Here is a 24801-nt window from a genome sequence, read left to right on the forward strand (position 1 = left end):
GATAAAACTGGTAGAAGATCACTGTTATTAGTGGGCACTTTTGGCATTGCTTTTAGTTTGATTTTATGTGCTTACGGATTTCAAAAAGCCACCTATCAATTGACCACAGAAAAAATAAATTCTTTGACTTTTGAAGATGCACCCAAATTGTTACCCTTAGCAAATACCGTTTTTACAAACGATTTGGATTTTAAAAACGCAGCAAAATCATACTTAGGAAATCGTATATATCAAAAAAATGATGGTGCTATTTTGGAAGTTGCCACAAATATCAATGCAACCTTGGTTTTAGTTGGAATTTTAGGATTTATTGCTTGTTTTGCCTTTTCATTGGGCCCTGTAATGTGGGTGTTATTATCCGAAATTTATCCTATCAAATATCGTGGTTTGGCAATTGGCATTATCGCATTTATCAACTCTTTAATCAGTTCTTTGGTGCAATTGGTTTTCCCTTGGGAATTGTCAAATTTTGGCAACGCATTGACCTTTTTTATCTTCGGATTTATCGCGTTGATTGGGTTTTTTGTGATGCTAAAAATCGTTCCAGAAACCAAAGGAAAATCGTTGGAAGAAATTGAAAGAGAGTTTGTGAAAGCGTAATTGTTCATGCTAAAAATAGCTTTTCATCCTATTTACAAACATTCGTTGCCTGAAGGTCATCGTTTTCCGATGGAAAAATACGACTTGCTTCCACAGCAATTATTGTATGAAGGAACGTGCACAGAAGACAATTTTTTTGAGCCAGAAATCCCAAATAACAAACATTTTTTCTCCGTTCACGACCCAGACTATTTTTTTGATTTGTTGAATCTCAGACTTTCTCAAAAAGCCGTAAGAAAGATAGGTTTTCCCCTTTCTGAAGCATTGATTGAACGTGAAATGATCATTGCTGATGGCACTATGAAAGCATCAGAATTTGCAGTACAATATGGCATTGCCATGAATATTGCAGGTGGCACACATCATGCTTTTTCAAATCGTGGTGAAGCTTTTTGCCTACTCAATGACCAAGCAATTGGCGCCAAATATTTGCAAAACAATCATTTGGCAAACAAAATTTTAATAGTTGATTTAGACGTTCATCAAGGAAATGGTACTGCAGAAATCTTTCAAAATGACTACACTGTCTTTACATTTTCTATGCATGGAAAAAGCAATTATCCGTTTCAAAAAGAAAAAAGTGATTTGGATATTCCGCTCGAAAATGACACAACAGATGAAACTTATTTACAAATTTTAAAAGACACGTTGCCAAAACTCATTCATCAAGAAAAACCCGATTTTATCTATTATTTGTGTGGTGTTGATGTGATTGAAACTGACAAACTAGGTAAACTTTCCTTGACCATGGAAGGCTGCAAAGAGCGTGACCAATTTGTGTTACAAACCTGTTTTGACCACAAAATTCCGGTGATGTGTTCTATGGGAGGTGGGTATTCTCCTGACATCAAAACCATTGTTGAAGCGCATGCCAATACATTTCGTTTGGCGCAAGAGATTTATTTTTAGAAATGATTGGATTGAAAAAAAAACTTTTCTTAAAATAATTTTTCTGCATACTATTGTAAAACGTTTTTTTATTCATTAAATAGTCCTCGAGAAGTTAATACTCCTTTTTTCTTTTCGTTAAAAAGCTTTTCAATACTTTCTCCATTCAGTCCTTTCCAAGTTCCGTTTTTTGTTTTCACTACTGGGTCGAATTGATATTTTTGATGATAGTAATGTCTTTTTTCTTTGTTTAAGGAAATGTATAAAATCACGTTTTTATAATTCTCAAATCCTGGTCGTCCATAATGGTCATATGCAACAAATTCAATCGTATCTGTTTTCAAGTCGTTAAATATATTTTTCACAACTATATATTTATTTTTGAATCCGTTATCCATAACGTAGTTTACTCTCCGAATTGTATCTCCAGTTATAGAGTCAATTTCAATTCGAATGTTATTTTTATTTGGGTCAAATTCAATCACGGATATTTTTTCTCCTATAAAAGCATAAAGGTTTACAGAGTCATCTTCCATTTTAAAATCCGATTCCTGTCCGACTTTAGTTGATTTACAACTAATCAGTATTATTAAAATTCCTAGAATTGAAAGTATGCGATTCATTTCGTCAAATGTTTTACAAGAAGTAATTATCCACAACTTCATATATCCCTTTTTCAATATTTTATTGCGCTCAGTCTTTGCCTAAAGTAGCTATTTTTTATAAAGTACCAAAATCACTTCGCAGAAGAAAGAAACTAAAAACCATTTCAATCAAATCATTGTTTTATTAGCTTTATTAACATAGCATTTTTTGTGTTGGAGTTCGTCTTTTAATTTGGGGATTTTTACTCTATTACTATGGTAATGCTTCTTGTCATTAATCAGTAGTTCATTGTCACTAATCAGTTGTACATTGTCATCAATCAGTTGTTCATTGTCATCAATCAGTTGTTCATTGTCATCAATCAGTAATACATTGTCATCGATTAGTTATACATTGTCATTAGTTAGCAGTACATTGTCATTGATTAGTTGTGCATTGTCATCAATTAGTTATATCTTGTCATTAATGACGAGCAACAACTAACTGATAACAAAAGATAACTAATTGGCGACAAGAAGTATCTACTTAGTTTTGTTCTTTAAATTAGGGGTAATGATTGGTGTTGGATAATAAAAAAACCTGAACGATGTTCAGGTTTTTTTGTTATTACTTATAGATTTTATCTTATAAAGCACTTTTTTAGTTTGTCTTCAATGGAAAAATCACCCCAAAACTGAACTCTTTTTCAATTCTTTTACAAAAGGTTGTTGATAGATTCTTTTCCCTAAAGCAGCATGGATGGCATTGGCAACTGCACCTCCTGCAGGTGGCAAACCAGGCTCGCCCAAACCTGTTGGAGACAAATCGTTTTGCAGAAAATGTACTTCTACTTTCGGAGTTTCTTGCATGCGAATCAATCTGTAAACATCAAAGTTTTTAGCAGTGGGTTTTCCGTTTTCAAAAGACATATCGCCAAACATAGCGTGCCCAATTCCGTCAATGACACCACCTTCTACTTGGTTTTTAGCTCCTGAAAGATTGATGACAACACCACAATCCACAGCAACTGTTACTTTTTTGATGATGGGAAAACCGTCTTTCAGCTCAATGTCTGCAACTTCTGCCACATGCGTATTGTGACTGTAATAGGCCGCAAAACCTTGGTAAATTCCATTTGAAACTTTTCCCCAATTGGACTTTTCTCTGACTAATTTGATGGTATTTTCCATTCGCTCACCAGAATATTGAATTTTTTTATCAGTAGTATTTTTCACTTTCTGTAATAAATCCAATCGCAATTGAATGGGGTCAATTTTGATTGCTGCTGCCAATTCATCAAAAAAACTTTGCTCTGCAAATGCTAAGAAATTGGTGTAAGGAGCTCTCCAAGCACCAGTGGTAATCTTACTATCAACACTTGCAGTGGCTACTTTATAATTCGGAATGCATCCTGCAGGAAAAAAGTGTGCAATAGCTCCATACATATTTCCGTTAAAGGCAGCTTCTTTTAACTGATAGCCAGAAATTTTTCCGTCTTTGATAGCCGCTTTTATTTGATATTTTACAGATGGTTTATACACTCCTGTGGTCATATCATCTTCTCTTGCAGAAACCATTTTTACTGGTTTTTGAATTTTAGCTCCTATTTCTGCTGCTTCTAAAGCGAAATCCGAATACAATCTTCTTCCAAAACCTCCACCCATTCTGGTCATTTCAACCGAAATTTCTTCCACTTTTCTACCTAACAAAACCGCAACTGCTTTCGAAACTTCTTCAGGTGTTTGAGTTGGGCCTACCAATTCTATTTTATCCGCAGTTACATTTGCATAAAAATTCATAGGTTCTAAACAATTGTGAGGCAAAAATGGAGAATGATAGGTTCTTTCAATAATGGTATCCGCTTGTTGAAATGCATCGTTGATATTGCCATCTTCTCTAACTACTTTGAGGGTATCTCCTTCTAAAAGCGACATTAATTTTTTATCATGAAATGCTGAACTTTCTAATTCCGTAGCTTGTTTCCATTGTGCTTTGATTGTTTTTTTTGCTTTCAAGGCTGCCCAAGTAGAAGTTGCGACGACTACAATTTTATCACTTTCGCTCAAAATTGCTGTCCAACTAACATATCCTTTGCTTAAAAAATTTCGTGCTTTTTCTCCAATGGTAAAAACATCAAGCACTCCTGAGATTGATTTGGCTTCAGAAGCATCAAACGAAACCAACGTTTGACCAAAAGCTGGAGGCCTTACTACAGCTGCATACAGCATTCCTTCCGTTTTGAAATCCAATCCAAAAAGTGGTTTTCCAGTGATGATTTTATCGATATCAACATTCACAATTTCTTTTCCAATGATGTGAAAATCTTTGATTTCTTTGAGGGTAACTTTTTCTGGAATTGGTAAAGTCGTAGCTAATTTTACGACATCTACATAATCCAAGGTTTCTCCTTTTGCATTGGAAATGATTCCTTTTGATGCTTTACAAGTGGATGCATCTACATTCCATTTTTGAGCAGCTGCATTGATCAATAGTTGTTTAGCAGTTGCACCTGTTTGACGCAATACATTCCAATTACTTCTGATAGATTGACTTCCGCCAGCAATTTGACCTTTAAAATTTTTGGTATCTAATCCTGCTTGCACAACAGTAACTTTATTCCAATCAACATCCAATTCTTCTGCAACAATCATTGGCATAGACGTTTTTACGCCTTGTCCAATTTCAGGATTTGGTGAAAAAATGGTCACAAAACCTTCATCTGAAATTTTAATGTAGGCATTAAAATTATTGAAATTTAAATTTTCAATTGATGTTGGCATAGCTGCTTTTGGTTTGTAAGCTGCCATAAAATTGAAACCAATCAGCATTCCTCCACTTGCCAAAAGAGACGTTTTTAAGAAATTTCTTCTACTAATATCGATGTTTGTTTGAGATTCCATGTGTTTCTTTTTTGGTGGATTAAGACATTTTTTCTGAAGCAACTTTCACTGCTTTTTCTATTCTGTTATAAGAAGCGCATCTGCAAATATTGCCATGCATTGCCTCTCTAATTTCTTCTTCTGTGGGATTTTTATTTTCAGCTAAAAAAGCTGCTGCTGTCATGATTTGACCCGCTTGACAATAGCCACATTGTGGTACATCAATTTCTTTCCATGCTTCTTGCACAGGATGTGTTCCATTTTCTGAAAGACCTTCAATAGTCGTAATCTTCACGTCTTCTAAATAAGAGATTTGCGTTTGACAACTTCTTGTTGCAATGCCATCTATATGCACTGTACAAGCACCACATTGCGCTATTCCACAGCCAAACTTGGTACCAACCAAATTGAGTTCATCTCTTAAAATCCATAACAAAGGTGTATCTGCATCAGCAGTTACTGTTTGTGTTTTTCCATTGATTGATAAGGTGTAGTTTGGCATAAAAAGAAGGTTTAATTTACCGCAACAAGTTACAAAAAATATTTTGATGATTTATACCTTCAAGGTTTATCAAAATCTTGCAGAAAAAAAAAGAAACAAAAAAAATCCGAACTTCAATTGAAATTCGGATTCTCACAACAAAGAACTATCAATTTACTTTCCCCCTAACATTAATAATTCGTTTACCAATATTTCTGTAATATATCTTTTTTCACCTTCTTTAGTGTCATATGATCTGTTGGTTAATTTGCCTTCAATGGCAATCTCTTGTCCTTTTTTTACATAATCTTCAACCACTTTTGCAAGAGGGCCTTTTACGATTAGATTGTGCCAATAAGCGCGCTCTACTTTATTGCCTGATTTGTCTTTATAGCTATCATCTGTAGCCAAAGAAAATTTTGCAATTTTGTTTCCATCAGGAAAAGTTACTACTTCTGGCTCTTGGCCTAATCTTCCAATCAACTGTACTGAGTTTCTTAACGTATTCATAAGATAAGTTTTTAAAAAATAATTAATTTGTTTTTGTCAATTCGTTTTGACACTGCAAAGATGCGACACTAAAAAAGCTGCATTCGGTTGAAAAACAATTACTTTCGATTGTAAACGTTTGTAGTCGTTTACAAATACATTTTTTTACTATCTTTCAAGCATGGAAAAAAAAGTGTGTTTAGAATGTCAAGAACCTATCAAAGGCAGAATTGATAAGAAATTCTGCTCAGATTATTGCAGAAATACCTACAACAATAGCGTTGCAAAAGACAGCAAAAATTTAGTTCGAAATATCAACAATCGACTGAAAAAAAATTATAAAATTTTATCAGAATTAAATACTACTGGAAAAACAAAAGTTTCCAGAACCAAATTGTATGATAAAGGTTTCGATTTTCAACTGTTTACTTCCATCTATCAAACCAAAACAGGAAACACCTACTTTTATGTATATGATGAAGGTTATTTAGCCTTGGAAAATGATTGGTTTTTGTTGATTAAAAAGGAAATGTAATCAACCAAAAATTATTGACTGATGAAAAAATCAAAAGAAAATATAACTTCCAAAAAGTCAATTATGAAAAATCAAATTGATAAACCAATAAAAAATTGGGAAAATCAATTTAAAAAAATGAATCAAAATAGTGATGATAAATTACTTATCAATGATGTTTTTGAAGATGAGAATTTTTAAGTTTTAAAAAAACCAACGTTGTTGTGTATTGAATGTTGCGGATTTGTGAACGAGGAATTTACTAGATAAATTTAGGAGTTTGCAAAGAAGTAACAAGTTTTAGTTTAGCCAAATATGGCAATATTTATTACACGATACCAGTATTTTTATCCTTCAATTCCAGTTTTTCTACTTTCCATTCACCATTTTCTTTTTTCAATTTTGATGATAAATTAAAAACTCCATTTTCAGAAACGAAAATTAATGATAATTCCGAACTTACAGTTTCAGGACTCCATTGAAAATTAACATTTCGCAAAATTCCATAATGATTTATTTTCCCCGTTATTTTATATATTTCAGAATTGTTTTCACAATAGTTCTGAACGGTTTTTACAGGCTCTGATTGTCCAATTGTTATAAATCCAATAAATACTAAAACCATTGAGAAAATAAGCACTAAAGTGTAAAATTTTAGTAAATTCCTTACCATAATGATAATTCCGTTAAATGGATTTTTTTTTATTTTATTGAGTAAGTCTCTATAAATTTCGAATATTTTCGGATAAAACCCTCTTTTCTCTTTGTAAGATTTCAACCAAAAATAAATTCCTATTCCAGTTAAAAGAAATGAAAAAAACATTCCAAATGTTGATAAAGGAAGTATTCCGTTCAAATCGCCAATCCAAGATAAAATCCATAAAATAAATCCGGTTGTTATAAATAATCGGAATATTGTCTTTGTATTCAAAGGTTCGATTTTATTGCCACCAACTACCAAGTATTCCCTTTCACTTTCAAAGCTGCTTTCAACACATCTTTTTGGCTCAATTGCCCTAAAAGAACACCATGTTCATCAACCACAGGAAAACGTCTTCTACGTGAAGCTAAAAACTTAAAAGCCGCATCAAAAATATTCATGTTTTTATCAATTGTATCAACATCTGTAACCATATTATTCCCCACAGTATTATTGGTGTCTGAAGGCATGTTATAATATTTACTCTCAGAAATATGTTTGATGCAATCTGTTTCTGAAATAATTCCAATCAATTCGTTTTTCTCATTCACAACAGGACCTCCAGAAATTTTGTGTTTGATTAACATGCTAATTACATGATCCAAAGAATCTGCTGCTTTGAAAGTAATTAATTTGGTTGTCATATAATCCGAAACCAAAATTTGTGCTTCTTCTTTATTATTTTGAGATGCGTCACGTTTTCCTTGAAAGCTTTTAATTCCCATATTAGATTGATTTTAAGTGGATTGAAAGTTACATTTTTTTTGAATTGAAGTCAACATTTCAACAAAGTTTTTTTTTCATACATTTATGCAGCCAAATTTCTCTGATGAAAAAAATTCTATCATTCATTCCAATCCTTATAGTTTTAGGGACAATTTACTGGAGTTTTTCCGATTTAAAGCCAAGTATTTCTACTCAAAAAGACTTACTTCAAACAGGTTTTTCATTGGATAATGCATTGATGCATTTAAAAAACATCAGTCAAAAACAACATTATGTAGGTTCTGAAGGTCATCAAGAGGTTCAAAAATACCTTGTGGGCGAACTTGAAAAATTGGGTTTTGAAGTTGAAATTCAACAAAAAGTAGCTGCCAATAAAAAATGGTTTGCAGCCACAACTACCGAAAATATCATTGCCAAACTGAAAGGAACTTCCTCTGGAAAATCATTATTATTACTTTCTCATTACGATGCTGCCATGTTTTCTGCTTTGGGTGCCAGTGATGCTGGCTCAGGAGTTGTTACTATTTTAGAGGGAATCAGAGCTTTTTTAGCAAAAAACACCGACCATAAAAACGATATCATCATCCTTTTTTCTGATGCTGAAGAATTAGGGTTATTAGGAGCACAAGCTTTTGTTGAGCATCATCCTTGGGCAAAAAACATAGGTTTAGTGCTTAATTTTGAAGCTCGTGGAAGTGGAGGTCCAAGTTATATGTTGCTAGAAACCAATGGTAAAAACAGCAAACTTTTGAGTGAGTTTTTAGCCGCAAAACCTAATTTTCCAGCCGCAAATTCATTGATGTATAGCATTTATAAAATGCTTCCTAATGATACTGATTTGACTGTTTTTAGAGCAAATGCAAACATCAATGGTTTTAATTTTGCGTTTATTGGTGATCATTTTGATTATCACACAGCACAAGATTCTTTTGAAAGATTGGATCATGAATCGCTATTGCATCAAGCAGATTATTTGATGTCTTTGCTTCCGTATTTTGCCAATTCTAATTTGGAAAATCTAAACTCAACTGAAGATTTTGTATATGTGAATTTTCCTTTTATAGGATTGTTAACATTCCCTTTTTCTTGGGTTTTACAATTCTGTTTGATAGCCACCTTTCTGTTTTTAATTGTTGTTTTCTTTGGCATTGGATTGCATAAAATTACCGTAAAAGGCTCTTTAAAAGGCTTTATTCCCTTTGTAGTTGCTACTATTTTGTCAGGAGGAATTTCTTATCTTTTATGGAAATTGATTGTTATTCTTCATCCACATTATAAAGATATTTTACATGGATTTACCTATAATGGATATCTATATATTGCTGGTTTTATGTTTTTGAATTTATTTATAATTCAAAAAATGTATCAATCTTTTTTCAAAGAAGAAAAACCTGCAAGTTTGTTGGTTGCTCCTTTGTTTTTCTGGTTGATTATCAGTTTTATAATTAGTGGGTATTTAAAAGGAGCTGGATTTTTTATCATTCCTGTTTTTTGTGCTTTACTCATTTTGACAATTGCTGTTTTCACAAATTTACAGAAACATACACTTCGCATTTTATTTGCAATTATTTCAATTCCAACAATTTACATTTTTTCGCCCTTGATTAAAATGTTTCCTGTAGGGTTAGGTCTTAAAAATATTTTTATCAGTGGAATACTTCTTTCTCTAGTTTTTGGATTGTTAGTACTTGTTTTTTATCAAAAAAAGAATCGATTTTTATTGAATCTTTCTGGAGTTTTAGCGCTTTTTTTCTTTGGATATGCCACTGTGAATAATGGTTTTTCAGATGAAAATAAAAAACCAAATAGTTTGGTTTATGTTCAAAATAACGATGAAAAAACAGCTTATTTTGGCACCTATAATCAAACCTTAGATGATTTTACAGCCCAAGTTTTCAATGAAGGATTTACAAAAGGCAGTTTGCAAAATGCAGAAACAAAAAGCAAATACAATACTCGTTTTCGCTTTTACAAAGCAACTGATTTTAAAGATATTGAATCTTCCAAAATTAGCATTTTAAAAGATTCTGTTCGTGGAGAAAATAGAATGATAGAATTTGTGATAAAGCCTAAAAGAAAAATCAATAAGTTAGAATTCATCACAAATCAAAAAATTTCTTTAACAAACTTTACAGTGAATGATGCATTGATTAATGAAGGTAAAAAATACACCGTTAAAAATGGGACTTTTTTGATTTATTATGTTGCAAATACGGATAAACAAATCACGTTGTCATTTACTATCGACAAAAAAGAAGCGATAGACATCATTGTAAATGAAATTTCATTTGATTTGCTGACACATCCTGAGTTTTCAATCAAACCAAGATCAGCTGCAATGATGCCTATGCCTTTTGTTACCAATGATGCAATCATCATCAGTAAAAAGATTTCTTTATAATTTATTTTATTTCAGAAACTCTTAAGGTATTTACCATTCCACGAGCTTCAGCAGGCATTGATGCTAGGTTGATCACAATATCTCCTGATTTTACAAAACCTTTTTCTTTGATGATGTTATTGATATCATCTACAGTATCATCTGTAGAAAGGTCTTTGTCATAATAGTAAGCTCTAACTCCCCAAAGCAAGTTCAATTTACCTAAAATACGTTTATCTGTAGAAAATGTCAACACGTGAGTTCTTGGTCTCCAAGCAGAAATTTGAAATGCAGTATAACCACTATTTGTCAACGTACAAATAGCTGCTGCATCTGTATTATTTGCCATTAAAGCAGCATGATGACAGATGGATTTTGTAATAAAACGATTGGTTCTAATTGTAGGAGCTTCGTGTGGAACTTTGATCATTTTTGAATGCTCAACACTCATAATAATCTCAGACATTTTTTGAATTACTTTTATAGGATGTTTTCCTACAGATGTTTCTCCAGAAAGCATTACAGCATCTGCACCATCCATGATTGAGTTTGCAACGTCATTTACTTCAGCTCTTGTAGGCACTGCGTTTTCAATCATTGTTTCCATCATTTGAGTAGCAATAATTACAGGAATTCTGGCTCTTTTTGCTCTTCTAACAATTTTTTTCTGAATCAAAGGCACTTCTTGCATTGGAATTTCAACTCCCAAATCACCACGAGCCACCATCAATCCATCACAATAAGGAATCAAGGCATCTAAATTTTTTACAGCTTCTGGCTTTTCAATTTTTGCAATAATCGGAATTCTATAATCAGAATGTTGTGCAATTAAATCGCGTAACATTCTCAAATCATCAGGAGTTCTTACGAAAGATAACGCAATCCAATCTACTTTTTGACCAATGGCAAAAACAGCATCTTCCATGTCTTTTTCGGTCAAAGCTGGTAATGAAACATCGGTATTAGGAAGATTTACTCCTTTTTTAGATTTTAATTCTCCACCAACAATTACTTTCACCACAACTTCATTTTCTTTGTTGGTTGAAATTACTTCAAACATTAATTTTCCATCATCAACCAAAATATTTTCACCAACTTTTACATCTTTTGGAAAACGTTGATACGTCATATAAGCCTTTTCTTTGGTTCCAATACATTTATCCGTTGTAAATGTAAATGTGTCTCCAGCAAATAATTCTACTCCATCTTCCATCACTCCAACACGTAATTTTGGTCCTTGTAAGTCTGCCAAAATTGCCACATTCCATCCGTTTTCTTCGTTGATTTCTCTAATAGTTTTGATTTTGCTTTCTACGTTTGCATAGTCTGCGTGTGAAAAATTTACTCGAAAAACATTTACTCCATTTCTGGCTAATTCTGTTAAAACTTCTTTTGTGTCAGTTGCAGGACCTAGTGTCGCAACGATTTTGGTTTTATTATAATTTGGCATAATTTTTAAAATATTAAAAAATCTTTTGATTTTAAACTGTCTTTATCAATTGAATAAGAAGTGATTACTTGTTCAATGTTTTTAATTTTTTTGATGGTTTTTGAGATGAAAGAAGGTGCTACTTCTCCAGAAATTTTGATGAAAAAATCAACATTTTTTTTCTCAGGTATCAGATATGTTTTGGTTTCTGTGGTTAATAAAAGCTGGTTTTCTGTAGTGCTATTTTCGGTTTTTGAACTGTTTGCAATCAAATGCCAATCATACTCATACGTGGTATTTTGATAATTATAGATTGAAAAAAACGCACTATTTTGATTGTTTTCAACAACTAATTCTTTCTTTGATTTAAAGAAATTGGTTGATAAATTTTTATTCAATAAATACGCTAACTTATAATCTTCTAATGTGGTATGAATCCCGATTAATGAGTATTCGTCTTCAAAATAAGAATCATGACCAAGCGAATGAATTTGCATAAAAATGAATCAATTAGACATTGGGTGCTAAATTACTAATAGTTTGTGAGTTTTGTAAGGATTTTCACGAAAATGATTTCGTAGTTTAGTTTGCTGAGATTTGTTTCTGTAAGGCAAAATAAACTCTTTTTGCGGCTAGCTCCTCCGCTTTTTTCTTGGAAGTTGCTCTTCCTTTGGCTACTTGAACACCATCAATACTAACTTTGACACTAAAATGTTTAATCAATTCATTTCCAGTATCTTCGTAGGTTTCAAACTTGTATTTTTTCTTTTGTTTTTGACACCATTCAATAATCAACCCTTTGTAGCTTGTAATTTTTCCTTCCAATTTTTCAATATCCACATGAGGTACAATCACATTTCTGTAAATAAATCTTTCACAGATATTATAGCCTTTGTCAAGATAAATAGCACCAATTAATGCTTCAAAAATATTTCCATGAATGTTTTCTCCAACATTTGCTTGATCAACATTGCTTTTTACAAATCGAATTAAATTCAATTCTTTACCTAATTCATTCAAATGCTCTCTACTTACAATTTTAGAACGCATTTGGGTCAAATATCCTTCTGAAGCTGTAGGTACTTTTTTATATAAATAAGCTGCAATTACAGAGCCTAAAATAGAATCACCCAAAAATTCAAGACGCTCATAATTCAAAGGATTTCCCTCTAAATCAAGCAATTGAATGGACCTATGTGTAAAGGCTTTTCTGTACTTTGAAAGGTTTTTTGGAGAAAAATTAAGTAATTTTTTTAATTCGTTATAAAATTGTTGATCCTCTTCAGAAAAAGAATGAACTATTTTACTGATAAAATTCATAAACTACTCATCAAGTTTCTTAAAAGCTACACAAGCATTGTGACCACCAAAACCAAAGGTATTGCTCATAGCCACTTTAACCTCTCTTTTTTGAGCTTTATTTAAGGTTAAATTCAATGCTGGATTGATGTTTTCATCAACCGTAGAATGGTTTATTGTTGGAGGAACAATTCCATGTTTGATCGTTAAAATCGCAGCAATAGCTTCAATGGCACCTGCAGCACCCAACAAATGTCCTGTCATGGATTTTGTTGAATTGATATTGATGTTTTTTGCATGCTCACCAAAAACTTCAGATATTGCTTTCAGTTCCGCAACATCTCCTAAAGGTGTAGAAGTTCCATGAGTATTGATGTGATCAACTTCTTCAGGTGTTAATCCAGAATTTTCTAAGCAGTTTTTCATTACTGCAATAACGCCAATACCATCAGGATGAGGTGCTGTCATGTGATATGCGTCAGAAGACATTCCTCCACCTACAACTTCGCAATAAATTTTTGCACCTCGTGCTTTGGCATGTTCATATTCTTCTAGCACAATAGCACCTGCGCCTTCTCCTAAAACGAACCCATCTCTTTCTGCATCAAAAGGTCTTGAAGCAGTTTCTGGACTTTCATTTCTGGTAGATAAAGCGTGCATTGCATTGAAACCTCCCATTCCTGCAATCGTTACAGCAGCTTCAGAACCTCCAGTAACAATGATGTCACAAGTTCCTAATCTGATGTAATTCAATGCATCTATCATGGCATTTGCGGAAGATGCACATGCAGAAACTGTGGTATAATTTGGACCCATAAATCCATTTTTGATGGAAATATTTCCAGGAGCAATATCTGCTATCATTTTTGGGATGAAAAAAGGGTTGAACCTTGGTGTTCCATCACCAGCTGCAAAATCGAGTACTTCGTTTTGGAAAGTTTCTAACCCTCCAATTCCTGCACCCCAAATAACGCCCACACGCAATTTATTGATTTTATCTAAATCCAATCCTGAATCTAAAATGGCTTCATCAGAAGCAACCAAAGCATATTGCGTAAAACGATCCATTTTACGCGCTTCTTTTCGGTCAATAAAATCGGTGACATTAAAGTTTTTTAATTCACATGCAAAACGAGTTTTGAACTTGGCAGCATCATAGTACGTTACAGGTGCAGCTCCACTAACTCCGTTAATTAAGCCATTCCAATATTCTTCTATAGTATTACCAATTGGCGTTAATGCGCCAAGTCCAGTGACTACAACTCGTTTTAATTGCATATAAATATTACTTTTTTGCGCTTTCTATGTAGCTAATTGCTTGACCAACAGTTCCAATATTTTCTGCTTGATCGTCTGGAATTTGAATATCGAATTCTTTTTCGAATTCCATAATCAATTCAACAGTATCCAATGAATCTGCTCCTAAATCGTTTGTGAAGCTAGCTTCTAATGTTACCTCGTTATCGTCAACACCTAACTTGTCTACAATAATCGCTTTTACTCTTGATGCAATGTCTGACATAATATTTTTGTTTTAAAATTTAAATCGGGGACAAAAATACAAATCTTATTAGTTTTATCTAATTTTTGTCCTAAAAATGATGTTTAAAAGTAAATAAAAAAATTTAATCTTTTTTAAAAAATATCTCTTTGTTCATAATTATTGCTTTTTTTTGTATTCTCTTACGATTTATATGATACGAATTGTTGTTTTTGCCTCTGGCTCTGGAACGAATGCTGAAAATATTATCAATCACTTTAACAAGACTGATAAAGTTGTTGTAACAAATGTTTTGTGCAATAATCCGACTGCCAAAGTTTTTGACCGTTGCGAAAAATTGGATGTGCCTTGTTCTTTGTTTGAAAAAACGGATTTTTTTAAAGAAAATACCGTGCTTCATTTTTTACAACAAGAACAAACGGACTTTATTATTTTAGCTGGTTTTTTATGGAAAATTCCTGCAAATTTACTAGCTGCTTTTCCAAACAAAATTATCAATATTCATCCGGCTTTGTTGCCTAAATACGGTGGAAAGGGCATGTATGGAATGCATGTTCACAAAGCTGTCAAAGCAAATAATGAAACCGAAACTGGCATCACTATTCATTATGTAAACGAAAATTATGATGAAGGCGCCATTATTTTTCAAGCTAAAACAGCACTTTCATCTGAAGATACTCCTGAAACGATTGCTGAAAAAATCCATGTTTTAGAGCAAACGCATTTTCCAAAAATAATCGAAAACGTTTTGCTAAGTAATGGCTAAATCTAAATTTTATGTGGTTTGGAAAGGCAGAAAAACAGGCGTTTTTACAAAATGGAACGTTTGCAAACAACAAATTGACGGATTTGAAGGTGCTCAATACAAATCATTTGGCAATTTAGAGGAAGCCGAAATCGCATCCAAAGGAAATTATAACGATTATAAAGGGAAAGACACTCAAAAACCAGTTTTATCAGCTTCAGAAAAACTTCAGTTTGGAACTCCCATTTTAGAAAGCATTGCTGTGGATGCTGCTTGTGCTGGAAATCCTGGAATCATGGAATATAGAGGGGTTTTGACACATAATAAACAAGAAATTTTCCGAAAAGGGCCTTTTAAAAACGGGACGAATAATGTGGGCGAATTTCTGGCTTTGGTGCACGGAATTGCATTACTCAAAAGTAAAAATCAAGAAAAACTTCCTATTTATTCGGATTCGAAAATTGCGATTAGTTGGATTCGTCAAAAAAAATGCAAAACCAAGTTGGATTTTGACCATTCAAACCAAGAATTGAAAATATTGATTGAAAGAGCCGAAAATTGGCTGCAACAAAACACTTTTAAAAATCCTATTTTAAAATGGGAAACCAAGGCTTGGGGAGAAATTCCTGCGGATTTTGGAAGAAAATAAAAAAAAGTTGTTAAAGTTTTCTTAATTTTTTTTAGATTTGGATTTTATAATCATTTATAGCATCGTAAATGTTTCAATCTAGATTTATAATTGTACTATTTTCTAGCTTTTTAATAACTTTTATAAGTTGTAATAAAAACAATGAAAATAAACCAAGCTATCTACTAACTGTTTTATCTCCTGAAAAAACAGGTATTTCTTTTCAAAACCAGCTTACAGAAGACGAAGCTCATAGTATTATCAACTATATTTATTTTTATAATGGTGGTGGTGTAAGTGTGGGAGATATCAATAATGATGGCTTGCCTGATGTATATTTTGTTGCCAATCAAGGGTATAATAAATTGTATCTCAACAAAGGAAATCTTCAATTTGAAGATATTACTGAAAAAGCCAACGTTGGTGGCTCTTCTGATTGGAACACTGGCGCCACAATGATTGACATCAATAATGATGGTTTGTTGGATATTTATGTATGTGCCGTTTCTGGTTTGTTAGATTTTAAAGGTCATAACGAATTATTTATCAATAATGGGGATGGTACTTTTTCTGAAAAATCAGCTGAATATGGACTCGATTTTGAGGGATATTCAACCCAAGCCTATTTTTTTGACTTCGATAAAGATGACGATTTAGATGTGTATATTGTAAATCATGCTGTGCACACCAATTTATCTCATGGTCCTGCATCTGAAAGAAACAACAGAAGCCCTTTTGTTGGTGACGTTTTACTCCAAAATAACGAAGGAAAATTTACGGATGTAAGTGAAAAAGCGGGAATTTTTGGAGGTGTAAATGGCTATGGGTTAAGTGCTTCCATTGCCGATTTTAACAATGATGGTTGGGATGATATTTATGTCTGCAATGATTTTCATGAAGATGATTATTATTACATCAACAATAAAAACGGAACTTTTACTGAAAAGTTGTCAACCGCATTTTCTACAATTAGCAGGTTTTCAATGGGAAGTGATGTTTCCGACATCAATGGAGATGGATTTCAAGATTTGATTGCACTGGATATGTTGCCCAATGACGAACGAATTTTGAAAGAAACAGAAGGTGATGATGTGATGCTAAACATGCAAATAAACCTGAAAAATCTTGGTTATAAAGACCAATATTCCAGAAATGTTTTGCAAATGAATGTGGATGGTGATTTCTTTTATGAAACTGCTTTTTTAAATGGAGTTGCTGATACAGATTGGAGTTGGTCTCCTCTTTTTGCAGATTATGATAATGATGCTCATCAAGATGTATTTATTGCAAATGGAATTCTGAGAAGACCCAATGACTTGGATTTTAAAAATTATGTTTCTAATACTTTCAAAAGATATGGACAAGCAAAAGGCTTGCAATGGCTTTACAAATCCATAGACCAAATGCCAAGTGGAAAAGTTCCGAATCAAATTTTTAGCGGAAATTCCAATCGCTTTTCAGAAAAAACAGGTTCTTGGATAGCAAAAAATCCTTCGCTTTCTAATGGGGCTGTGTATGTTGATTTGGATTTGGATGGTGATTTAGATATCATTACTAATAATGTCAATGATTTTGCTACGATTTATGAAAACACCACTAATGCATCCAAAAATTATATCGCTATAAAACTGAACTATATCAAAGAAAATAAAGAGGCAATTGGTGCAAAAGCATCACTTTATTTCAATCAAAAAAAACAATTGAAACAGGTTTTTAAATCACGTGGATTTTTATCCTCGGTGGAAAGTAAACTTCATTTTGGATTGGATACCATTGGCAAAATAGACTCTCTTGAAATTATTTGGCCCAACCAAAAACGACAAGTTGAAAAAAATCTTGCCATCAATCAATTGCATACCATTTCTTACAAACCAATAGAAAATGCAATCACTTTTCCTATTGAAAATACTAAAAAAGCCTATTTTTCCTCAGAAAATTTGATCAGTTTTATACATAAAGAAGATACATACAATGATTTTTTTGCTACAAAATTAACTCCCTACAAAGTGTCCACATTAGGTCCAGCAATTGCTGTTGGTGATGTTGATAAAAATGGATTTGAAGACGTGTATATAGGTGCTGCCTCTGGAAAAGCAAGTGAATTATACTTGAATACTGGCACAAAATTCATCAAATCTTCTCAAAAAGCATTTGAAATGGATGCCGAATTTGAAGACAATGATGCTGTCTTTTTTGATGCGGATGGTGATGGAGACTTGGATTTATATGTTGCTTCCGGAATTCATTCTCAAAGAGATAAAAACTTTGAAATAGACAGATTGTATATCAATTCAAATGGAAAATTCACAAAATCTTCAAAACAAATTCTGACAAATCCGTTAAATACCTCTTGCGTTATTGCATACGATTATGATGGTGATGGTGATGAAGATTTGTTTGTTGGAAACCTTTCCAATCCTGATTATTTTGGTGCTTTTGTAAATTCAACCATCCTGAAAAATAATGGAAAAGGTGTTTTTGAGGCTGATAAAAATTTTATCATTTCAGGAAAAATAACAGCCGCTGTTTGGATGGACATCAATAATGACAACCAAAAAGATTTGTTGATTGCCTCTGAATGGGATGCTCCAAAAATTTATATCAATAACAAAGGAACATTGACGTTGCAAAAACTTCCTAAAAATATAAACGGTCTTTGGCAATCCATTACTGCTTTTGACATCGATAATGATGGAGATTTGGATATTGTGTTAGGGAATTGGGGAGAAAATAACAAGTTTCAAAAGTTTCTGAACAAACCCATTCGAATGTATCATGGAGATTTAGATCAAAATAATTCCAAAGAAACCCTATTGGCGTATGCAATTGGCGAAGAATATTTTCCGGTAAACTCTAAAAGTGAATTGGTTTCTCAAATGAATTTTATCAGTAAAAAATTTGTAACACACAAAGATTTTGCTTCTCAAAACATCGAAAAAATATTTACAAAAGAAATGCTTGACAAAGCTCAAAAACACGAAATTCATACCTTAGCTTCTGGATATTTAGTGAATAATAATGGTAATTTTGACGCTTTTGTTCCCTTTGATATTGCCTTTCAATTAGCGCCTATACATTCGTTTACAAAGCTGGAAATTCAAGGAAAAAACCACTTATTGATTAGTGGAAACTCTGAAAAAACCAACAATTATCATGGAAATTATACTTCGCTAAAAGGCATTTTAGCGCGAACTAAAAAAGACTATGAATTTGTAAATCGTTTAGGAATAGAACCTTTTAAAAAGCAAATCAAAGAAACCACTGTTGTTCAAATGAAAGATAAAAATGTGCTCTTTGTGCTCGTGAATAATGACACGTTAAAAACCTATACTTTTAAGAATTAGACAATGCGATTTTTAAGAACCCTTTTCTTGTTTTTGAGTTTCCTTTTTATAGTTTCGTGCAAAAAAGAAGGAATTCAAATTGAAACAAACGACTTTCATTTTTTGGTGGATGAAGTCACTGAAGTCATGATTCATGATATTTTTTCACCTCCTGTGGCAAGCAGAATTTATGCTTATCCAAACATTGCAGCCTATGAAGTGTTGAATTCAGAAAACGGAAAATACCAATCACTTTCCCATCAATTGAATGATTTAACAGCTGTTGAATCACTCCCGAAAAATGAACAAACAAACAAAAGGTTAGCGGCATTAATCGCCTATTTGGATGTTGCCAAAGAACTCGTTTTCTCAAAAGAAGAGTTGATTTCTGTAAGAGATAGTTTGTATGAGCATTGGAAATCCATCAATTCCACCGAATTTTTAGCTGCAGAAAAATATGGATTGGCAGTTTCTTCACACATTATTGATTGGATGAAAAAAGACAATTATACAGAAACGCGCAGCATGCCAAATTTCAATGTGCATTCTGATGATCCTGGAAGATGGCAACCAACTCCACCTGCATATATGAACGGAATTGAGCCTCATTGGAGTAAAATTCGTCCTTTTGTATTGGAATCTTCCTCGCAATTCAAGCCTGTTCCACCACCAACATTTTCGATGGAAAAGAACTCCGAATTTTATAAAGAAGTTATGGATTTGTATGAAATGACGAACAAAATAAGAGAAAAAGGAGATGCTTCTGAAGAGGTTGCCATTGCACAATTTTGGGATTGCAACCCCTATGTTTCTGTGAACAAAGGACATTTTATGTTTGCATCCAAAAAGATTACACCTGGAGCTCATTGGATTGGAATTTGCAAAATTGCCACAAAGGAAAGTGCTTCCGATTTTGAAAAAACAATTTTTGCGTATACCAAAACTTCCATTGCTATTTTTGATGCATTTATCAGTTGTTGGGACGAAAAATATCGCAGTAATTTGATTCGGCCAGAAACGCTCATCAATAAATTGATAGACAATACCTGGACTCCTTTATTGCAAACGCCTCCATTTCCTGAATATACAAGCGGACATTCTGTGGTCTCAGGAGCAGCCTCAGAAGTTTTGACGAGTATTTTTGGTGATGATGTTGCTTTTGAAGACACTACCGAAATTCCTTATGGATTGCCAGTAAGAAATTTTACCTCCTTTAGAAATGCAGCCAAAGAAGCTGCCATTAGCAGAATGTATGGTGGAATTCACTACAGTTCCGCCATAAAAAACGGACTTACACAAGGGATTTCTTTGGGGAATTTTGTGAATGGGAAATTGGTTTTTGAAAAGTAGTTTTTAAAAACCAAAAACCCTGAACGATGTTCAGGGTTTTCTATAAAAGTTATAAAAGTTCTTTAAATAGACGCTTTCAATAATTCTCTATTCATACGTGCTATCACATCTAAGGAAATTCCTTTTGGGCATTCCACTTCGCAAGCACCTGTATTTGTACAGTTTCCAAAACCTTCTAAATCCATTTGCGCTACCATGTTTTTAACTCGGTCAGCCGCTTCTACTTGTCCTTGTGGCAACAACGCATATTGCGACACTTTTGCACCCACAAACAACATCGCTGAAGAGTTTTTACAAGTGGCTACACAAGCTCCACAACCAATACAAGTTGCTGCATCCATAGCTGTATCAGCTGCGTGTTTTGAAATTGGAATCGAGTTGGCATCTTGCGTATTTCCAGAGGTATTTACAGAAATATAACCACCTGCATGTTGAATTCTGTCAAAAGCACTTCTGTCAACAACCAAGTCTTTAATCACCGGAAATGCAGTGGCTCTCCAAGGTTCAATGGTAATGGTATCACCATCTTTGAACATTCGCATATGCAATTGACAGGTTGTAATGCCTCTATCAGGACCATGTGCTTCTCCATTGATAAACATGGAACACATTCCGCAAATTCCCTCTCTACAATCATGATCAAAAGCCACAGGTTCTTCACCTTTGTTGATGAGTTGTTCGTTCAAAACATCCATCATTTCCAAGAAAGACATGTGTTCTGAAATATCAGCAACTTTATAATCAACCATTTGACCCTTAGAACGAGTGTCTTTCTGTCTCCAAATTTTTAATGTTAAATTCATTTTTTTATGCTTTAAGCTGTTAGCTTTTGGCAATTAGCGAAAGGCTAATGGCGAAAGGCTAAAAGCGAATATTATTTATAACTTCTCTCTTTTACCTCAATATTCTCGTATTCCAAGATTTCTTTGTGAAGAACAGCGTCTTTTGGTTCGCCTTTGTATTCCCAAGCTGACACATATTGAAACTCTTTTCTTCTTTGTGCTTCACCTTCTGGAGTTTGGTATTCTTCTCTAAAATGTCCTCCTGCAGATTCTTCTCTTTGTAGAGCATCTTTTGCAAACAACTCTCCTAATTCAAGGAAGTCAGCAACTCTAGTTGCTTTTGCCAATTCTTCATTGTATTGTTTGTCAGAGCCTGGCACAGAGACATTTTGCCAAAAATCTTTTCTCAAAGCAGCAATTTCTTCAATAGCTTCTTTCAATCCTTGTTCGTTTCTAGACATTCCACATTTATCCCACATGATTTTTCCTAATTTTTTGTGGTAATAATCTACAGAATGTGTTCCTTTATTGTTGATGAAAAAATCAATAGTATCTTTTACTGATTTTTCAGCTTCGTCAAATTCTGGAGAATCAGTTGGGATTTTTCCAGTTCTGATGTCATCTGCCAAATAATCTCCAATAGTATATGGCAATACAAAATAGCCATCAGCCAAACCTTGCATCAACGCAGAAGCACCTAATCTGTTAGCTCCGTGTTCAGAGAAATTCGCTTCTCCAATAGCATAACATCCAGGAATGGTAGTCATCAAATTATAATCTACCCAAACACCACCCATGGTATAATGCACAGCTGGATAAATCATCATTGGTGTTTCGTATGGATTTTCATCGACGATTTTTTCATACATCTGGAATAAGTTTCCATATTTTGCAGCCACTATTTTTTGCCCTAATTCATATACTTTAGCCGCTGAAGGATTGTCAATGTTTTGAATTTTTGCTTGCTCTTTTCCATATCTTTCAATAGAGGCAGCAAAATCTAAAAACACAGCTTCTCCTGTAGCGTTTACACCAAAACCAGCATCACAACGCTCTTTTGCAGCTCTTGAAGCCACGTCTCTTGGTACCAAATTACCAAAAGCAGGATAACGTCTTTCTAAGAAATAATCTCTTTGATCTTCGGTCAATTGTGTTGGTTTTATCTTTCTTTCACGAATTAATTTTGCATCTTCCAAACTTTTTGGAACCCAAATTCTTCCATCATTTCTCAATGATTCAGACATCAATGTTAATTTTGATTGATAATCTCCTGAACGTGGAATACACGTTGGATGAATTTGTGTAAAACAAGGATTTGCAAAAAATGCTCCTTTTTTATGAATTTTCCAAGCAGCAGTTACGTTTGAACCCATCGCATTTGTAGAAAGGAAATATACGTTTCCATATCCACCAGAAGCAATCACAACTGCGTGTGCGGAATGACGCTCAATTTCACCAGTTACCAAATTACGAGCAATGATTCCTCTCGCTTTTCCACCAACCAGCACAACATCCAACATTTCGTGTCTGTTAAACATTTCAATTTTACCACGTGCAATTTGTCTGTTCATTGCAGAATAGGCACCTAATAATAATTGTTGTCCAGTTTGTCCTTTGGCATAAAATGTTCTTGAAACTAACACACCACCAAAAGAACGATTGTCTAACAATCCTCCATAATCACGCGCAAAAGGAACTCCTTGTGCCACACATTGGTCAATGATATTTGCAGAAACTTCTGCCAATCTATATACGTTTGCTTCTCTTGAACGATAATCTCCTCCTTTTACAGTATCGTAAAATAATCTGTAAGTTGAATCTCCATCACCTTGATAATTTTTGGCAGCGTTGATTCCTCCTTGCGCAGCAATGGAATGTGCTCTTCTTGGAGAATCTTGATAGCAAAATGCTTTTACGTTGTATCCTAATTCTGCCAACGTTGCAGCAGCAGAACCTCCAGCCAAACCTGTTCCAACCACAATAATATCAATATGACGTTTGTTTGCAGGATTTACTAAGTTGATTTTGTTTTTATAATCAGTCCATTTATCTTTTAATGGGCCTTTTGGAATTTTTGAATCTAAAGTCATAGTGTAAGATTAATGGTTAAAATGGTGAAACAATGCGATAAAAATAAACCCTAAAGGAACAATGATTGCGTAGGCTTTTCCAACGTTTTCCAATTTTTTACGCAAAGAAGCAGCTCCTACTGATTGAAAAGCAGACGTAAATCCATGTGCTAAATGCAATCCTAAGAAAACGAATGCTAAGGCGTAAGCAACCACTCGAATTGGACTTACAAATTTGTGTGTTAATTCTTCGTAATAACGCAAACCTTCTACACCTTCCATGGTTCCTGACCAATCGCCTTTGATGAATTTGGTATTGATTTCTGGAAACCAAAAATCGATAAAATGCAATACTATAAATGCTAGAATAACAACTCCACTCCAAATCATATTTCTACTCATCCAAGTAGCATTGGCAGCTCCATTGTTTTTAGCATATTTTGTTTGTCTTGCGTTGTTGTTTTTGATTTCAAGGATAAAACCCATCACAAAATGAAAAACAACTCCAAAAATCAATACGGGCTGTAAAGCAAATTGAACCAATGGATTTGTTCCCATAAAATGAGAAACTTCATTGAACAATTCAGGACTAAAAACCGATAAGGTATTGATAAATAAATGTTGCAATAAGAAAATCATTAAGAAGAAAGCCGAAAGTGCCATCGCTACTTTTCTTCCAATGGATGATTTGAAAAATCCGCTCATTGTAGTTTAGTTAAAAAATTTGACTACAAAAATACGGCGAAACGAATCGCTTTTCAAAGAAATTACAACGTTTTCGAGAGTATTTAGAACAATTTTAAATTAATTTTAAGGAATTTGATTTGAAGCAACCAAACACTTGTTGTTTTTCCATTTACCTTTTAAAGAATCTGGTGAAATTTTAGTACCATCGCAAGTTAAAAAACGGCCGTTTTTATCTTTTTTGATAATTTTCATTTTCCCCTCATGAATGGCATTGATGACTCTATATATCAAACCCGTTTTGGAAATATCGCTGTTTTTTGAAATCAATAACAATCCTTGAGTATTATTAAACAAATCCATTTCCGAAGAAATTTCGTCAGGAACAATTCCGTCTTCATTTTCGTTGTTTTTAAACATCAAATAATTTTCCTTTTCGTGCGCTTTTCCTAAGGATTTTGCAGCCGATTTTCCCATTTCTTGATGCAATCTTGCCATCCAATACGCATGTCTGAACGCATCTACTTGACCTCCAGAAGAATCACCATCTAACAAATTTGTTTTACTGATAGAATCCGAAATTCTTTGGACTTCCATTGATATTTCGTACGCTTTTTTTGCCTTAAATGGATGTGAAAGCACCCAACTTTTTTTGGGTCCTGAAAGCGCAAAAAAACTTTTTAAATCGGTTTGTGCGTTTAAAGAAATTGAAATAAAAAATAATAGTAGTGTCTTTTTCATGAAAATAT

24 protein-coding genes are annotated in these 24801 nt (G+C 33.5%); 9 read left to right on the top strand and 15 right to left on the bottom strand.

Annotation, left to right across the window (positions count from 1 at the left end; all coding sequences use genetic code 11):
• Together IU405_RS06400 and IU405_RS06405 are read left to right on the top strand one after the other, a co-directional pair.
• Positions 1-600: MFS transporter (locus tag IU405_RS06400; RefSeq protein WP_197437780.1), on the top strand; the 600-nt coding region annotated here is incomplete at its 5' end.
• A 6-nt stretch (positions 601-606) separates the two neighbouring features.
• A complete protein-coding gene (locus IU405_RS06405; RefSeq protein WP_197437781.1) occupies positions 607-1509 on the top strand; it encodes a histone deacetylase in 903 nt (300 codons plus the stop codon).
• Positions 1510-1577: 68 nt separating this feature from the next.
• Here the strand turns inward: IU405_RS06405 and IU405_RS06410 are convergent, their stop codons facing one another.
• The 4 genes from IU405_RS06410 to IU405_RS06425 form a co-directional block, all read right to left on the bottom strand.
• Positions 1578-2153, bottom strand: a complete 576-nt coding sequence (locus IU405_RS06410; RefSeq protein WP_197437782.1) for a hypothetical protein — start codon at positions 2151-2153, stop codon at positions 1578-1580.
• Between the two features lie 603 nt (positions 2154-2756).
• On the bottom strand, positions 2757-4973 hold the full coding sequence (locus IU405_RS06415) for a xanthine dehydrogenase family protein molybdopterin-binding subunit (protein WP_197437783.1): 2217 nt from the start codon (positions 4971-4973) through the stop codon (positions 2757-2759).
• A gap of 19 nt (positions 4974-4992) precedes the next feature.
• Entirely contained in the window at positions 4993-5454 is a 462-nt protein-coding gene (locus tag IU405_RS06420; RefSeq protein ID WP_197437784.1) for a (2Fe-2S)-binding protein, read from the bottom strand.
• A gap of 153 nt (positions 5455-5607) precedes the next feature.
• Complete coding sequence (locus tag IU405_RS06425; RefSeq protein ID WP_197437785.1) at positions 5608-5943, bottom strand: single-stranded DNA-binding protein; 336 nt, start codon at positions 5941-5943, stop codon at positions 5608-5610.
• A 160-nt stretch (positions 5944-6103) separates the two neighbouring features.
• Here IU405_RS06425 and IU405_RS06430 point away from each other — a divergent pair, with 160 nt between their 5' ends.
• On the top strand, positions 6104-6457 hold the full coding sequence (locus tag IU405_RS06430; RefSeq protein WP_197437786.1) for a hypothetical protein: 354 nt from the start codon (positions 6104-6106) through the stop codon (positions 6455-6457).
• 21 nt (positions 6458-6478) lie between these two features.
• Positions 6479-6637, top strand: coding sequence for a hypothetical protein (locus tag IU405_RS06435; RefSeq protein WP_197437787.1), 159 nt, complete (start codon positions 6479-6481; stop codon positions 6635-6637).
• A gap of 127 nt (positions 6638-6764) precedes the next feature.
• Here the strand turns inward: IU405_RS06435 and IU405_RS06440 are convergent, their stop codons facing one another.
• Together IU405_RS06440 and IU405_RS06445 are read right to left on the bottom strand one after the other, a co-directional pair.
• A complete protein-coding gene (locus IU405_RS06440; protein WP_197437788.1) occupies positions 6765-7367 on the bottom strand; it encodes a hypothetical protein in 603 nt (200 codons plus the stop codon).
• A gap of 23 nt (positions 7368-7390) precedes the next feature.
• Positions 7391-7861: a CBS domain-containing protein gene (locus IU405_RS06445; protein ID WP_197437789.1), complete on the bottom strand. Its 471-nt coding sequence runs from the start codon at positions 7859-7861 to the stop codon at positions 7391-7393.
• 104 nt (positions 7862-7965) lie between these two features.
• On the opposite strand from IU405_RS06445, the gene IU405_RS06450 reads away from it, so the two are divergent.
• Positions 7966-10263: a M20/M25/M40 family metallo-hydrolase gene (locus IU405_RS06450; RefSeq protein ID WP_197437790.1), complete on the top strand. Its 2298-nt coding sequence runs from the start codon at positions 7966-7968 to the stop codon at positions 10261-10263.
• Position 10264: 1 nt separating this feature from the next.
• On the opposite strand, the gene pyk is transcribed toward IU405_RS06450, so the two are convergent.
• The 5 genes from pyk to IU405_RS06475 form a co-directional block, all read right to left on the bottom strand.
• The gene (gene pyk, locus IU405_RS06455) at positions 10265-11692 is read right to left on the bottom strand and encodes a pyruvate kinase (RefSeq protein ID WP_197437791.1); all 1428 of its coding nucleotides are present in this window, start codon (positions 11690-11692) and stop codon (positions 10265-10267) included.
• 5 nt (positions 11693-11697) lie between these two features.
• Positions 11698-12168: an IPExxxVDY family protein gene (locus IU405_RS06460; protein ID WP_197437792.1), complete on the bottom strand. Its 471-nt coding sequence runs from the start codon at positions 12166-12168 to the stop codon at positions 11698-11700.
• Between the two features lie 85 nt (positions 12169-12253).
• Entirely contained in the window at positions 12254-12991 is a 738-nt protein-coding gene (gene rnc, locus IU405_RS06465) for a ribonuclease III (RefSeq protein WP_197437793.1), read from the bottom strand.
• Between the two features lie 3 nt (positions 12992-12994).
• The gene (gene fabF, locus IU405_RS06470) at positions 12995-14248 is read right to left on the bottom strand and encodes a beta-ketoacyl-ACP synthase II (RefSeq protein ID WP_197437794.1); all 1254 of its coding nucleotides are present in this window, start codon (positions 14246-14248) and stop codon (positions 12995-12997) included.
• Between the two features lie 7 nt (positions 14249-14255).
• Positions 14256-14492, bottom strand: a complete 237-nt coding sequence (locus tag IU405_RS06475; RefSeq protein ID WP_105046725.1) for an acyl carrier protein — start codon at positions 14490-14492, stop codon at positions 14256-14258.
• Positions 14493-14664: 172 nt separating this feature from the next.
• On the opposite strand from IU405_RS06475, the gene IU405_RS06480 reads away from it, so the two are divergent.
• The 4 genes from IU405_RS06480 to IU405_RS06495 all read left to right on the top strand — a co-directional run bounded on the left by IU405_RS06480 (position 14665) and on the right by IU405_RS06495 (position 20517).
• Positions 14665-15237 (top strand): phosphoribosylglycinamide formyltransferase, encoded by a 573-nt coding sequence (locus IU405_RS06480; RefSeq protein ID WP_197437795.1) that lies wholly within the window; start codon positions 14665-14667, stop codon positions 15235-15237.
• Entirely contained in the window at positions 15230-15865 is a 636-nt protein-coding gene (locus IU405_RS06485) for a viroplasmin family protein (protein WP_197437796.1), read from the top strand. The genes IU405_RS06480 and IU405_RS06485 overlap by 8 nt, the downstream gene beginning before the upstream one ends.
• A gap of 68 nt (positions 15866-15933) precedes the next feature.
• Positions 15934-19188 (top strand): VCBS repeat-containing protein, encoded by a 3255-nt coding sequence (locus tag IU405_RS06490; protein ID WP_197437797.1) that lies wholly within the window; start codon positions 15934-15936, stop codon positions 19186-19188.
• A gap of 3 nt (positions 19189-19191) precedes the next feature.
• Positions 19192-20517, top strand: a complete 1326-nt coding sequence (locus IU405_RS06495) for a vanadium-dependent haloperoxidase (protein WP_197437798.1) — start codon at positions 19192-19194, stop codon at positions 20515-20517.
• 62 nt (positions 20518-20579) lie between these two features.
• Here IU405_RS06495 and IU405_RS06500 read toward each other — a convergent pair whose 3' ends face one another.
• The 4 genes from IU405_RS06500 to IU405_RS06515 all read right to left on the bottom strand — a co-directional run bounded on the left by IU405_RS06500 (position 20580) and on the right by IU405_RS06515 (position 24793).
• Positions 20580-21320 carry a succinate dehydrogenase/fumarate reductase iron-sulfur subunit gene (locus IU405_RS06500; RefSeq protein ID WP_197437799.1) on the bottom strand — a complete coding sequence of 247 codons (741 nt, stop codon included), beginning with the start codon at positions 21318-21320 and terminating at the stop codon, positions 20580-20582.
• A gap of 71 nt (positions 21321-21391) precedes the next feature.
• Entirely contained in the window at positions 21392-23389 is a 1998-nt protein-coding gene (locus tag IU405_RS06505) for a fumarate reductase/succinate dehydrogenase flavoprotein subunit (RefSeq protein WP_197437800.1), read from the bottom strand.
• 9 nt (positions 23390-23398) lie between these two features.
• Positions 23399-24073: a succinate dehydrogenase cytochrome b subunit gene (locus IU405_RS06510; protein WP_197437801.1), complete on the bottom strand. Its 675-nt coding sequence runs from the start codon at positions 24071-24073 to the stop codon at positions 23399-23401.
• A gap of 105 nt (positions 24074-24178) precedes the next feature.
• Complete coding sequence (locus IU405_RS06515; protein ID WP_197437802.1) at positions 24179-24793, bottom strand: DUF6973 domain-containing protein; 615 nt, start codon at positions 24791-24793, stop codon at positions 24179-24181.
• Between the last annotated feature and the right edge of the window lie 8 nt (positions 24794-24801).

It is taken from the genome of Polaribacter sp. BAL334 (genome assembly GCF_015767435.1).
Lineage (GTDB): Bacteria > Bacteroidota > Bacteroidia > Flavobacteriales > Flavobacteriaceae > Polaribacter.